This window comes from Niallia sp. FSL M8-0099 (assembly GCF_038006945.1).
In the GTDB taxonomy this organism is placed as follows: Bacteria; Bacillota; Bacilli; order Bacillales; family Cytobacillaceae; genus Niallia; species Niallia circulans.
In genome coordinates this window covers 1,627,678-1,642,478 of sequence record NZ_JBBOWF010000001.1, presented here as the reverse complement: position 1 = coordinate 1,642,478, position 14,801 = coordinate 1,627,678, and the positions used below count along the sequence as shown (strand labels likewise).

The following is a 14,801-nucleotide window of genomic DNA, read 5'->3' as shown; positions in this document are numbered from 1 at the left end:
AACTAGTATTAAATTCTCCTAATCTAGTCATCTTTAAAATTTCATGTATCATACTAGGTTTATTTAGAAAATATTTTTGTCATGTAATATTCGCTTTGCGATATTAGCCGCCTTTTTTCCATTGGCTTTTCCAGTTTTATTTTGAATATTTATCGAAAAATAATAACTATAGCCATCTTTTTTCACAAAGCCAACAAACCAACCATTTATTTCTTTCCCATTAATTGTACCAGTTCCTGTTTTTCCATATAGCTGTGCCTGCTTTTGTTCATCTATGAAAATAGCATTATTTACTGAACGAATATTTTCCTCTTTAAAGCCCAATTTATTTTCTTCTAATGCAGATAATAATTGAACTTGCTCAATTGGAGAAATTTTCAAAGAGGATTCCATCCAATAGCGATCTATATTACCTGACAAATTTTCATTCCCGTAGTTTAGTTTGTGAAAATAACTTTGCAGCTTTTTCTTCCCAACTTCACGATCAAGGTGTTGGAAATACCAGTTAACAGAACTCTCCATAGCAGTTGACAAATTCTGATTGGTATTCCATTTTTCAAAAGGATATGCCGTTCCATCCCACAACTGCTCGTTGCTTGTAGTGGAAATTACATTCGTTTCTAAAGCGAATAATGCAGAATAAATTTTATAGGTGCTATTGGGGGAAACCCTCTGTTCACTCATTTCACGATTATATATTTGATATTGTTTTTTGATAGCATCATATAGAACAAAACTACCCATATCCCCATTAAAATAAGAACTAAGATCTTCATAGATAACATTTTTCTCATTAAAATGATACACATCGTCTGAACTAGCGAGTACAGAAGAAAGCGAAGTAAAGAGTAACACAACAATTGCCAATATAGTATAAATAACTTTACTCTTCCATTTTAGTAATGGAGAATCCACTCTATAGTTAGCTATACTCTGAATTCGTCGTTTGAGTTGTTCCTTCGTTCCTCCCATTCCAGTGGAAAACTGTTTATATGGTCGGTTAAACTGTTTATCCGCAAACTGAATGATTGTATAGCCATATTCGGTGTATCTACTTTCATCCAAAAGATTTAGAACAGAAGCATCACATGCCAACTCACGGTCGATTCGCATTTTTTTTAAAGCCAACCATACTAATGGATTAAACCAATAAATAATTTGAAGCAACCACATTAGGTAATTAACGAAACTATCTTTACTTTTTTGATGGCATAGTTCATGTAAAAAGACATATTTTATTTTACTTAACGAGAATTCTTCTTTGGTTTTTTGGGGTAAAAATACATATGGCTTCCACAATCCTAATGTAATAGGAGAGGTAATAAGTGCGGTCTCCAGTAAAATTATTTTTCTTTTTACCCCGACAACCTCCTTGCACTCTTCTAACATTTCATTTATTTTTTGATCTTTAATACTCGTAGATGACTTTTTAATTTGCCTAATTTGATAATTTGCATAAATAGCACTCCCAATGAAAAACATGATTCCAGTGATCCAAATTACCAAAAAGAACTGTTGAAAAAATTCTGTATTTGTTTTGTTCACAGAAATAGAGAAATCATTCAATAAATCATAATTGGATGTCTGTGAAATGCCCAAACCACTGAACCTTTCATTGCCCTTAGTTATATCTTTCTCAATGAATAGGAAGTTTTGCATATATTGAAATATTTCTCGAAACTGTAAAAAATCCCATGGAATCACGTAAGTAATTATTGGAGCGAAAAGAAAATACCAAATTTTATAATGTGTTTGCTGAGATAAATGGTTGTAAAATACTTTTTTGATTAACAGGATTATTAAAATAAGGAGGGATACAACAAGTGTACTTAATAATAACCGGGTTACAACCATTATTTTTTCCCTTCTTTCTTATCCCTCTCAGCTAAAATACTCTTGAGTTCTGAAATATCTTCCTTTGATAGCTGCTCATTTTCAATAAAATTTAATACCATTGAGTTTAATGTACCACCAAAAAATTGTTTCAGGAAAGATTTACTTTTCTGTTCCACATATTCGTTCTCTTTAACAAGTGATGTATAAATAAATGCTCTGCCATCTTTTCTTGTTTGTAATACTTTTTTCTTCACTAGACGTACAAGCATTGTATGAATTGTATTCGGTTTCCAATCGCTATTTTTTAATACTTTCTCCACAATTTCAGGAGTGGAAATCGGCTCATAGTTCCAGACTACCTTCATCACTTCATATTCACCTTCAGAAATTTGCGGAATTTCTTTCATCATGACCCTCCTGCTTTTACATTTGTAGTATTTATTATAGCAGGTTGGGCCAAATTATTAAAGCATCACAAGGAATTAAAATATTTATACAACTCATCGATGAATGATTTATTTAATTGAGTAGCCGAACCGCCTTTTGAATAGTGTTCCACTAATGAAAGTAAAAGAAACTGATCATTCCCTGTATCAAAAGCTAATAAAAAGCTATTTTCATCCCCCTTCTCTCCTTGGTGCATTTTTAATTCAGCGGTACCCGTTTTGGCTGCTAACTGATACTGTTGATTATAGAGAAGATGGGCCGTTCCATTTGGGTTGCTCACAACAGCTTCTAAAAAGGTTCTCATTTCATTTGCTGTTGAAGGGGTAATAGCTGATTTAGTTTTCGGCCCGCTTTTATCCTCTAGCAATCTCGGATAAACGATTTTTCCTTCGTTTTGAAAAATAGAATACATGGCAGCTTGTTGAATAGGTGAAAGTAATAATTCTCCTTGTCCATATCCTGTATCAGCAAGAAGGATATCTGAATTAAATGACTTGTGATTTGAAATTTGCGCTGGCTTCATTGCGATTGGTAAATCCAATTCCTCGCCAAAGATAAATTTATCCAGCCCATTTCGAAACGTTTTTTCTCCCATTTCTAACGTTTCTTGAGCAAAATAAATATTATCGGAATAAACAAGTGCCTTTCTCATATCGACATGTTGCACATTAGAAACACGTGTAACGGAATACCCTCCCCAGGATTTATCCTTTTGCCAACTTAACCCATTTATTATTCTTCGCTTTTCTGGATATGTCACACCCGCATCAAGCCCGATACTAGCTGTAATCGTTTTAAAAGTGGAGCCTGGAGCATAAGCTGAAGCAAACCTTGAAAGAAATGGCTTGTTTTCATCCATAGCATATTTATTATATTCTTTCTGTGATATGCCACGAACCATTTTGTTCGGATCGTATGAAGGAGAGCTAACTACAGCATAAAGACCACCTTCTTTCGGATTCATGACTACAGTAGAACCTGGATTTTCTTTCAAATGATTGTATGCCTCCATTTGAATATAAGCATCAATGGTTAGTTTAATATCTCTTCCATCTATTTTTTCGGTTTTTTGAATTGCTTGCTTGTTTTTTCCATTTTCATCGACAATCAGAATTTCTCCACCATCTTTTCCACGCAACTCTTTATCAAGAGCTCTTTCTAATCCGGCTTTGCCTATCATGTCTCCTTCTTTCAAATCAGAATTTTTATCTAAATCTTCCCTTGTTACTTCTCCGATATATCCAATTAAATGTGCCGCAGCTTCTTTTAAAGGGTAATATCGGAGGTTAGTATTTTGATAGGAAATCCCAGATATGACTTCCGCTTTATTGGCTTCGATAATTTTAAGAGGAACAAATAGGTCATCCTTTACCCATCCTTGTTTCAGTTTTTGTTGAATCTCTTCTATAGATATATTTAATTGTTTGCTAATGTTTTGCAGTTGCTTCGTTTTTTCATTTCCCTTGAGTAAGTCTTTCGGAACAACCCCTGCCTCCTTAAAGTTTTCATTCACTGCGATGCCATTGCCAAGACGATCTATAATTTCTCCACGTTCTGCTCTCCATTGATGAAAAGCTACCTTATCTTTTCCCTCCATATTAGGAAAAATTAATGAAGGGTCCCATTTTATCAAATACTGATCTCCTGATTTGATAATCCTTGCTTGATAATTAATTTTATCTAATCTACCTAAAGGAGTTATTATGCTTAATTGATAGGATAACTCTTGCACATTGTGATTGAGTTTTTTTAATTCAATATTGGACGCGTGAATCCCATGAATATTAATTCCATTAAATATATGATCATATTTGTCGATCACTTCCTCCAACGTATATCCTAATGAATCGTATGAGTCTTTTTCGAGAACTTCTCCTAATTTTTCATACTCTTTGTTCACTAATATTTGAATAAAGGCATCTGCAGCTTTTTGTCCTTGGCTACTATTACTATTATTCATGATCATATAAAGACTTAAGCCAATAATCCCAGCTAAAGTGACAAATATCATTATGATATAGGGTTTGATTCTTCTCTTTTTTCTTTCTACTCTGCTAGTCAACTCTCTTCCCCTCATTTCCTTTCACTTAATTACTACATTTGTAGTAATTAAGGCGAATTAAACACAATGATTATTCAGAATCTTGCCTCTTTTCCTTTAGTTCAAAGTACGCTTTAAACACATCATTCGCTATTTCTAAATTAACGTGTGATTGGTCTGTTCGTAACCAAGGGACAGTGACAGAAACAGCAATTTCTGGGTGATCATAAGGTGCATACCCTCCAAATGTAATATTCCAGAGCATTAGACCTGGGCTATGTGGTAATGGGCCATTATATAACGCCTGTGCAGTCCCTGTTTTCCCAGCAATCTTATATTCTTTGTTCTTTATTCCATATCCGGTTCCAAGTGGCTCATTCACTACTTGCTTAAAGCCAAGCTGGACACGTTTAATCCACTCTTCCTTCATGTCAATTTTATTGTACACCTTTGGTTCAAATTCCTGAATAATAGGTCCCAATTCATTTGCTTGGTTAGGTTCACGTACTTCCTTGGCAATATGCGGCTGGATTCGATAACCCCCATTTGCAATAGTGGAAATATATTGGACAATTTGTAATGGCGTATATGTATCATATTGCCCAATCGCATAGTCTAATACTTTTCCAGATTCAGAAGGGATTTGACCTCCACCATAACCAATTTGTTCACCAGGTAAATCAATTCCTGTTCTCACTCCTAGCCCAAATTGAGAGAAATTGTATCTGAATGTTTCAATCGCGAACACTTTATCAATACTTAATAGTCCATTGGGAATATAGGTTTGCTGTCCACCTAATTTCATGGCCGTTAAAAACATATATCCATTAGAAGATCGTTTCAATGCATAAAGATCATTAATTGGACCGAATCCTGTCTTATTCCAAGATTTTTTTGCATTCGTTCCTAAAAACTTTAAAGGTCGATCATTAAGTACCTCACCTGGAACAATTGCACCTGTTTGATAGCCCGTTAATACGGTAGCTCCTTTCACAACTGATCCCATTTCATATGAGGTCGTTATATTTCCTAATGCAAAATCATTTACTTCCGTTTTACCTGTTTTTTTATTTTGCTCAAATTGTTTTCCCGCCATGGAAAGAACTTCACCGGAATACGGATTCATAACAGTAACAAATGTTCGATCGAGATAAGGCTCACCAATTCTAGCTTTACCTATTTTTTCTTCAATTATCTTTTCTATCTCACGCTGTAAATCGATATCAATTGAAAGGATTAAATCATCACCTCGTTTTCCTTCTTGCACAACTTCCGACTCTAATATATTTCCGTTTTTATCGATTATGTTTTTGATTTTTTCTTTTTGGCCTTGCAATACATCCTCATATTGATTTTCAATATAACTTTTTCCTACTCGATCATTTCTGCTATAGCCTCTTGCTAAATAATAATCAATAGAATCTTTAGGCAAGCCTTCTTTAGAAGAGGATACTTTACCAATGACCGAGGCTAAAGTTTCATTCCCTTCTGTATCTTTATAAAGATTATAGCGATCCCAATCTATCGTTGTATCAACCCCAGGCAGGGAATCTAGATTTTCACTAATCATTGCAACTTCTTTAGTTGTAGCCTCTTTTTTGATGATCTGTGGTGTCAACGGATATCCGCTACTCATTTCACGATAAATAGCTAATACTTCTAGTTCTTGCTTAGTAAATGAGTTTACTTCTTTACTTGTTATACGGTCTAGGGTTAGCTGATAAATTTTTGCATCGTAATTTTTATCATCTTTAAGCTTTTTCTTGTCAGCTACAGTAATTTTCGCTTCTGCTTCATTTGAGTGTTTTATAATCCAGTAATCTTTTTTATCTCTTTCTGTTATTGCTTTTAAATCCTCTTTAGAATCCTTTTTAATAAATATCGCTAGCTTTTCTGCAATTTTCAACATTTCTTCAGTTTTACTATTTTGTGCTCTTGTGAACGTTATTGCGTTAGACGGCTTATTCCCTACGATTAACTTTCCATTTCGATCTAATATTTCCCCACGCGGCATAGCAATTTTTACAGTTACATTCTCCTTTCTGTCAACTTCCCGCTTATAGTCCTCTCCATTTACTATTTGCACAATCCCAAGCCTTAAAATAAGAAGCGAGAACAGCAAAAAAACAATTAAAAATAATATGTTTATTCGGAAGGAGAAAACAAATGGCTTTGTCCTCTCTTTTTTTTTCTTCAACGGCACCCTCCCTTTCATAACAATAAATATACGTATTTTGACATTTATTCTTCCATATTGGATATAGATTCTCTTTTCTCAAAATACTACATTTGTAGTTTTTCAACCAAAAAAAAATTATTTAAAATAATTCGTTAACCATTTAATGATTGTAAAATTCTATAAATAGCTTATTTTCTATATTTAGATTTTCTAAAATTACATTCATCACGCCCCAACTTTTACATTTGTAGTATTTACTATAACATGACTCGTCAAATGATTAAAGTACTTTAATCTATAAAATTTTCGTTAGCTGTATGCTTATTATTTAAAAGGAAGTAAGTCTGTTCATCCATATGAACAGCATTTAAACGACATTTAGCTCTTTAAGCTAAGTATCCACTTGTTGACGTAAATCCGCAATGGTTTTATCTATTTACAAGTAGGTTTTCTCCTTTCTATACTACAATTAACTCCGTTTTACTACTCTAGATTGCTTTAAATCATCCTTCTTGGGCTATACTCCCCCCCGTTAGTATAAGAACAAAAAAGAAGCATTATCCCTTATTGGATCAATGCGCCATAGTAATTCTTTTATCTAATCTAAATTAAATACTTGCAATTTATAGTAAATATCGTTGACTTACAAATATGCAGTTGCCGGGTCATTATTTAGCTCTTCGATTGTTATAAAATCAAAACGAACTTCTTGTTCTCTTCCTTGAGGACTGCAAGCATAGACTCCTGCTAAAACAGTTGAACTATCTGCCACATCTAAGTGGGCAATTCTAATTTGATTCCATACCTCTCCGTCCCACGAAAAATCCATATAACAATTTTGCCCAATTTTGGATATACGGTAATATATTTGCACTTCTTTACAGTCTACATATTGAGTAGACCAATCGGAATAACCTCTATTGGTGACAACTGCACCCAGCTTGCTTAACCCATCTGGTATGTACTCTAGAGACGTTTTCACCCATGTCTCTTCGGAAAATCGAATCATCAGTCCAGCTTGGTCATATTTAGATTTGGGAATAGCTTTAACTCTTGTTGTCATTCTGAAATTCTTGTTCGTTTTGGTAAAGAGAAAATGGCCATTATCAACCTCAAAACCGTAGTGAGTTTTTTGCCAATAGTCGGTTTCTTGATCTGTTTCTAAAACTAGTTGAGAAGATTTCGTGTCTACAAACCATTTCTTTGGTTCACAACGCCACACAAGATTTTCCGTTAAACTCTTACCATCAAAATTCTCGTATAATATCCAATTTTTATTCTTCAATGAATCTCCTCCTAAATAAAATCAAATCTTCCAATTACATAAATCAAATGTTATTTATTCTTAACTATATCACAAATTTATTTAGGTTCTCTATTGGCCTATTGCTACATTACTTCTTTAATCCACTATATATAATAGTAGCGAAAAGCATTTGTTTCTCATTCCAATTAATTAATTAATCAGGCTTCCTAAAATAAATGGAAGCCTGCACAAAGCTTATAAAAAATGTACTATCTTAAATATCCTCCGTTATTAATATCAAATGTGGCACCAGTATAATGTTTAGCTTTATCTGATAATAAAAAAACAACCGTATCAGCCACATCTTCCGGTAAGACAGGCTTATCAATAAGCTGGTGGCTTTGATACTCCTCTTTTCTCCAATCGGGTATTGTATCCATCATAGATGTATCCACCATCGTGGGCGCAACAGCATTAACTCGAATATACGGTGAGAAATTGATGGCACAGCTTTTAGTTAAACCAATTATGGCAGCTTTTGAGAGCCCGTAAATTGCATCTGAACTGCCTTCAACGCCTGACACGGAAGACATATTTACGATTACTCCATTTGACTTACTTTGCATCAATTTTCTACCAAACATTTGCGAAAAATAAATAAATCCCTTTATGTTTACATCTAGAACTTTATCAATTTCATTTACTTGATAATCCAAGATATTTTTAGCCAAATAAATTCCCGCATTATTAACCAAACCATCTATATCAGCATGGTCTTCATCAATATATACAAAAAATTTATGAACCTCTTCGTAGTTACTTATATCCAAATGATATGTATGTAGATCATAACAGTCACCCATTGACTGTTTTAAACTATGTAAGGACTGTTTATTAATATCGCAAGCAATAACGGAAGCACCTTCATGTAAACATCTTCTGACGCTCTCCTTTCCAATACCGGAGGCTGCACCTGTTATAATAACTTTTCTATTTTCGAGCACTTTGTAAGACTCCTTTCTTTTATTATTTTTCTTATTATCATATATTTCATTGTATTTACTACTATCATAAACTATTTTGTTATTAAGTTATACTGCCAGAGCTAGGTAGAAACATTTCTTTTAAAGCAAATCATCTACGTTTATGTTTTATAAGCTGTATAAAGCATATTCTCCTTTATTGACGTAATCTCCATAAAAAAGTCCCTCCAATAAACTTCTGCTTGGAGGGATCCATCTAAGAATATTAATTTCACTGAGAGTTAGCTCAATTTAAAGACTATAGAATCCATTTAGTGATGAAACCCATTGTTAGACTTCGAATCATGTGGCATGGGTCCGTCTAGAGAATCCAAAAAAGCAACGGTCTGTTTGAGATTCATCAAAAACAGATGCGCGAGATCCATAGAAAATCCATTTCGAACCACAATGCGCATTATCGTCACTTCTTCCATATCTGGAGGTAAAGGATAGGCGGGTACTTGCCAGCCGAATACACGTAATTGTCGAGATAAATCATAAAGATTCCAATTTAATGTGTAACCATCCTTAAGCCGCCAAGCGAAAACCGGAATATCCGAACCATCGGACAAAAGTTCGAACGGTCCCATCTTTTGAATCGCCTCGCTAAGAAAAAGAGCGACTTTCTGAGAAGCTCTTTGAACATCATAGTAGCCACTTTTCCCCAAACGCAGGTAATTGTAATATTGAAGGAGCACCTGTGCGCCAGGACGAGAGAAATTCAAAGCGAAAGTCGGCATGTTCCCGCCTAAATAGGAAACACGGAAGATGAGATCCTCAGGGAGATCTGCAGCTTCCCGCCAAATTATCCAGCCCAGCCCGGGGTATACTAACCCATATTTATGTCCAGATACGTTGATGGATTTCACTCTCGGTAATTGAAAATCCCAGACTAAATCTGGTTGAAGAAATGGTGCTATAAATCCCCCAGAAGCCGCATCTACATGAATCGGAATGTCAATACCTGTCCTCTTCTGCAAATCGTCCAACGCTTTTGCAATAGCAGCAACCGGTTCATAAAGCCCTCTGTAAGTCTCACCGAGAATTGGTACCACACCAATTGTATTTTCATCCACTACAGCGAGAACCCCTTGAGGATCCAATAGAGGATGATCAGGGCTAACCTTCACATAGCGTGGTTCAACCTCCCAATAGTTCGCGAATTTTTCCCAAACGACTTGAACAGCAGAACTAAACACAATATTGGGGCGATCTACCGACTTTCCTGTGCTTTTGCGTGTGTTCTGCCAGCGTCTCTTTAACGCAAGCCCCGCGAGCATACATGCTTCCGACGAACCAGTTGTAGAAACACCCATAGTCGTGAGAGGGTTGGGCGAATGCCAGAGGTTGGCTAAAATGCGGACACATCGCTCTTCAATTTCAGCTGTCTGTGGATATTCATCCTTGTCAATCATGTTCTTATCGAATGATTTAGTATATAAATGCTCTGCGGCTGGTTCCATCCATGTGCTAACAAATGTAGCAAGATTCAAGCGAGCATTGCCATCAAGAGCAATTTCATCATGGACGATTTGATATGCTGTTTCTGGTAACATGCCTTTATCAGCCATGTGAAAACGCGGAACGTCCGATTCCCCTTCACGGGCAAATAAAGGATTTACCGATAATTCTTGCGGCAGCTCCTTTTGCACATGATGAGGTAGACTTTGTGAATTATCTGAAATCATCTCTTTTTCTTCGTATGTATCATTTTGAAGTTCTGCTTTTCGATGGTGTGGCATAGATGTCCCCCCCTTAAATAAAATGGTTTAACCATTATATTATTTACTAAAAAGCATTTATTTTATTCTAATTAAAGGTTCTTCCACCACTCGGATAAAAGATTATTAACGTAAATCATTTAACTTAAATAACAACACAGTCCTTTTCTAGCAAAAGTAAGGTTTTACTTAATAAAACCAGAAGTTACCCAAGAATCTTCTTTTCCTTCAACTGAAATAAAAAACGTCTAATTCCTTATATATCAAGGTTTTAGACGTTTTTATTAAAAATCTTTGAAGCATTAATATGTATTATACAAATGCACTCTATTTGTGAATATAAAATTATACTGGATAATTTAAAGATCTATATTCCCCTTCGTACAACTATTTATCCGCTAAATAAACCACCCTATAGTTGAACACGAATATCACCTATTTAAAGGCTAAATATCTTTCTACTAAACTTTTAGCAAGAATTTTTGATGAATCGAAGAAATTTAAAGAAGTATAAGATCCACAAAAATATAGATCAGTACATACACAAACTACATCTGTTACACCATTTTCTACAAGCTCCATTTCTATGTTTTTCCATTTTTGAATAAGCTCTTCCATTTCGTGATTCTGTTTAACATCATAAATTAATTGATCAACCTGGCTTTGAATACGTTCTGTCCAATAAATATCTTTATTATTATTGTGTAGGTAAGGCTGGTATAGCTGATTTTCTACTGTGCTTCTGGTACCAATTAAACCAACTTTTGAACTTTGGACACCAATAGCATTTATTGTTTCTTGGATAATATTAAGAATAGGTATATTGGTCATCTTTGTCATATCTTCATAAAATTGATGGACTACATTACAAGGAACAGCAATAAAATCGCAATTAGCTTCTGTTAAAGATTTTATTCCTATTTGTAAAGATTTCACCATATCTTCTTTAATAATAGGTTCTTTTGGATGAAAGGGTGTAGGTAATGAATAAATAATCATATGGGGAAAATCTATGTCATTTTTTGCACCATATTGTCGCTCGCATTCATCTAAAACCGACTCAATAAATGGAGCGGTCGAACGTGGACCCATCCCCGCCAAAATACCGATTCTACAAAATTTATTGCTTAGCATTATGAATCTCCTCCTTATTACTTGTCCATTATATATCATGAGATAGCGTTTTTTTCATACACCTATTGTTCAATTAAAATACGATACTTCATTATTAAGTATCGCACAGTGTGTATGATAAAGGCTTAATATCTCCTATTAACTATTAGAACATAAAGCAAAAAAAGTTAAATAAGAAATGACATGAATTAAGTTATTGTAAGGCTAGATTTTATTTTCATAGTACCCTCTATATTAATTATACCATACAAAAAATGGTTATTATAGACTATTTATTCTCCTTTATTACTGCTAAAATCAATAGAACATTAATGGTTAGGAGCGATGCGGATGAGTTCTTTGGTACTCGATCTAAAGAAAGTTGGAAAAACAGAACGTATGCTTGTTGGTGGGAAAGGAGTCCATTTAGGGGAATTATCAAAAATTCAAGTAATACAAGTACCCGATGGATTTTGTGTGACAACAGTAGGCTATCAAAAAAGCATCGAACAAAACGAAATGTTTAAAGCATTAATAGAAAAGCTTACATGCTTAAAAGTAGAAAATCAAAAGCAAATAAGTCAGATTTCTAGGGAGATTCGACAAATCATCATGGAAACGGATATTCCCTCCGATGTTGTTAGTGAAGTTGTCACTTATCTCGCCCGTTTTGGTGAAAAACATGCATATGCAGTACGTTCTAGTGCAACTGCTGAGGATTTGCCGCATGCGTCTTTTGCCGGCCAGCAAGACACTTATTTAAATATCATCGGCAAAGAAGCCATCTTGGAGCATATCAAGAAATGTTGGGCTTCTCTATTTACAGATCGCGCTGTAATCTACCGAATGCAAAATGGATTCGCCCACCAGCAAGTTTATTTATCTGTGATTATTCAAAGGATGGTTTTTCCACAGGCTTCTGGGATTTTATTTACAGCTGATCCCCTTACCTCCAACCGAAAAATACTATCGATTGATGCCAGTTTTGGACTTGGAGAAGCGCTAGTCTCTGGCTTGGTATCAGCCGATAATTATAAGATTCAAGAAAATGAAATTGCCCATAAAAAGATCGCTGCCAAAAAGTTGGCTGTAACTGCTGTTAAAGATGGCGGAACAAAGACGCAAGCGATTAATCCTGAGCAGCAAAAGACACAATCACTGACTGATATGCAAATCTTGCAACTGGCACGCATCGGAAGAAAGATTGAAGATTATTTTGGCTGTCCTCAAGATATTGAGTGGTGTTTAGTTGATGATAAATTTTATATAGTTCAGAGTCGTCCTATTACAACGCTTTTCCCAATCCCCGAGGCGAATGATCAAGAAAACCATGTCTATATCTCTGTCGGTCATCAGCAAATGATGACCGACGCAATTAAACCGCTGGGATTGTCTTTTTTTCTGTTAACCACTAACGCACCTATGCGTAAAGCAGGTGGAAGGTTGTTTGTTGATGTCACACAGCAGCTTGCTTTACCTGCTAGCAGAAACATGTTATTAAATGGCATGGGACAACACGATCCACTTCTAAAAGATGCACTCATGACCATCTTGGAGCGGGAAAATTTTATCAAGTTATTACCTGATGATAATCAAGCTCCCAATCATGTAAAAGGCAATACAGCTATACAGGCACAATTAGAAAATAATAACCCATCCATCGTTTCTGATTTCATAAAGCGCAGCCAAATATCCATTGAAGAGTTAAAACAAAACATTAAAACTAAATCCGGATCAGAGTTATTTGATTTTATTCTAGAAGATATTCAGGAATTAAAGAGGATATTATTTGACCCGCAAAGTACAGCTGTATTTATGGCTGCCATGAATGCAGCAACATGGCTCAATGAAAAGATGAACGAGTGGCTGGGAGAAAAAAACGCAGCGGACACCATTTCCCAATCTGTATCGAATAATATTACTTCAGAAATGGGTTTAGCTCTCTTGGATGTCGCAGATGCGATTCGACCTTTTCCAAAAGTAATTGATTATTTGCAAAGTGTAAAAGATGATAACTTTTTGAATGAAATGGTCAAGTTACATGGTGGGCAGGAAGCAAGCAATGCCATAATTGCCTTTCTTACCAAATACGGAATGCGATGTGCTGGTGAAATTGATATTACGAGAATACGCTGGAGTGAAAAACCACTTACACTTGTTCCCATGATTCTTGGTAACATCAAAAACTTTGAACCCCACGCTAGTAAGCGGATATTTGAACAAGGACTTCATGAAGCTTTGCAAAAAGAAAAAGAGTTATTGGAGCGCTTGAAATATTTACCGGATGGTGAACAAAAGGCAAACGAAACAAAACAGATGATTGACCTAATCCGAAATTTCATCGGTTATCGTGAATATCCGAAATTTGGGATGATCAGCCGTTACTTCGTTTACAAGCAGGCCATATTGAATGAAGCTACCCAGCTCGTGCAAGCGGGAGTTATTCATGAAAAAGAAGATATATTCTATCTCACTTTCGAAGAACTCCATAAAATAGTACGCACAAATAAGCTGGATTATCAAATTATCAGCAAGAGAAAGGAAGATTACAACATATATGAAAAGCTGACTCCCCCGCGTGTGATCACATCTGATGGCGAAATCATTGAAGGTAAGTATAAACGTGAAAATCTCCCAGAAGAAGCAATTCCAGGTCTGCCAGTTTCTTCAGGAATTATGGAGGGCCGCGCTCGCGTTATCTTAAACTTGGAAGACGCAGATTTAGAAGATGGAGATATACTAGTCACAACCTTTACGGACCCTAGCTGGACACCATTGTTTGTATCAATAAAGGGTCTCATCACCGAAGTGGGTGGACTTATGACGCATGGAGCCGTTATTGCACGGGAGTACGGATTACCAGCTGTGGTTGGAGTAGAAAATGCCACGAAACTAATAAAAGACGGACAAAGAATCAGGGTGAATGGAACAGAAGGATATGTAGAAATATTATAACTCATTACCTTCAAGCATTCAAACTAGGAGAATGCTTGATATTATGGCTCTTTGCCGCCTATGATAAAAACCTCGTTACTTGGACATATAGCGGGATAGCAACTGATGATTGTTATTAGTATGTTAAGATAGATAAGTTTTTCCCAAAGAAAGAAGCCATGTTATTTAATCTCTATTCAAAATGGCTTCTTTTGATTTTAAGGTGAAATCGTTTTGTGTGGTGTTTTCGGCCAAACTTTAT

9 protein-coding genes are annotated in these 14,801 nt (G+C 35.4%); 1 reads left to right on the top strand and 8 read right to left on the bottom strand.

Annotated features, from left to right (window positions below; all coding sequences use genetic code 11):
• Positions 1-63 precede the first annotated feature (63 nt).
• From NSQ92_RS07630 to NSQ92_RS07595, 8 genes are all read right to left on the bottom strand, one after another.
• A complete protein-coding gene (locus NSQ92_RS07630; protein ID WP_047940132.1) occupies positions 64-1,854 on the bottom strand; it encodes a BlaR1 family beta-lactam sensor/signal transducer in 1,791 nt (596 codons plus the stop codon).
• Positions 1,854-2,243, bottom strand: coding sequence for a BlaI/MecI/CopY family transcriptional regulator (locus NSQ92_RS07625; RefSeq protein WP_047940131.1), 390 nt, complete (start codon positions 2,241-2,243; stop codon positions 1,854-1,856). The genes NSQ92_RS07630 and NSQ92_RS07625 overlap by 1 nt, the downstream gene beginning before the upstream one ends.
• 65 nt (positions 2,244-2,308) lie before the next feature.
• On the bottom strand, positions 2,309-4,345 hold the full coding sequence (pbp4, locus tag NSQ92_RS07620; protein ID WP_341152523.1) for a penicillin-binding protein PBP4(5): 2,037 nt from the start codon (positions 4,343-4,345) through the stop codon (positions 2,309-2,311).
• Between the two features lie 70 nt (positions 4,346-4,415).
• Positions 4,416-6,521: a peptidoglycan D,D-transpeptidase FtsI family protein gene (locus NSQ92_RS07615; protein ID WP_438825712.1), complete on the bottom strand. Its 2,106-nt coding sequence runs from the start codon at positions 6,519-6,521 to the stop codon at positions 4,416-4,418.
• A 625-nt stretch (positions 6,522-7,146) separates the two neighbouring features.
• Positions 7,147-7,788, bottom strand: a complete 642-nt coding sequence (locus NSQ92_RS07610) for a DUF1349 domain-containing protein (protein ID WP_053215549.1) — start codon at positions 7,786-7,788, stop codon at positions 7,147-7,149.
• Between the two features lie 230 nt (positions 7,789-8,018).
• Positions 8,019-8,753, bottom strand: a complete 735-nt coding sequence (locus NSQ92_RS07605; protein ID WP_341132424.1) for an SDR family NAD(P)-dependent oxidoreductase — start codon at positions 8,751-8,753, stop codon at positions 8,019-8,021.
• Between the two features lie 290 nt (positions 8,754-9,043).
• Positions 9,044-10,513, bottom strand: coding sequence for a glutamate decarboxylase (locus NSQ92_RS07600; protein ID WP_341132423.1), 1,470 nt, complete (start codon positions 10,511-10,513; stop codon positions 9,044-9,046).
• 414 nt (positions 10,514-10,927) lie between these two features.
• A complete protein-coding gene (locus NSQ92_RS07595) occupies positions 10,928-11,626 on the bottom strand; it encodes an aspartate/glutamate racemase family protein (RefSeq protein ID WP_341132422.1) in 699 nt (232 codons plus the stop codon).
• A 330-nt stretch (positions 11,627-11,956) separates the two neighbouring features.
• Between NSQ92_RS07595 and ppsA the strand changes: the two genes are divergently transcribed.
• A complete protein-coding gene (gene ppsA, locus NSQ92_RS07590) occupies positions 11,957-14,560 on the top strand; it encodes a phosphoenolpyruvate synthase (protein WP_341152522.1) in 2,604 nt (867 codons plus the stop codon).
• The last annotated feature ends 241 nt before the right edge of the window (positions 14,561-14,801 follow it).

Coding starts and splice junctions, on each gene's coding strand:
- NSQ92_RS07630 (WP_047940132.1), bottom strand. CDS start 1,854: ATGGTTGTAACCCGGTTATTATTAAGTACACTTGTTGTATCCCTCCTT.
- NSQ92_RS07625 (WP_047940131.1), bottom strand. CDS start 2,243: ATGAAAGAAATTCCGCAAATTTCTGAAGGTGAATATGAAGTGATGAAG.
- NSQ92_RS07600 (WP_341132423.1), bottom strand. CDS start 10,513: ATGCCACACCATCGAAAAGCAGAACTTCAAAATGATACATACGAAGAA.
- NSQ92_RS07595 (WP_341132422.1), bottom strand. CDS start 11,626: ATGCTAAGCAATAAATTTTGTAGAATCGGTATTTTGGCGGGGATGGGT.
- ppsA (WP_341152522.1), top strand. CDS start 11,957: ATGAGTTCTTTGGTACTCGATCTAAAGAAAGTTGGAAAAACAGAACGT.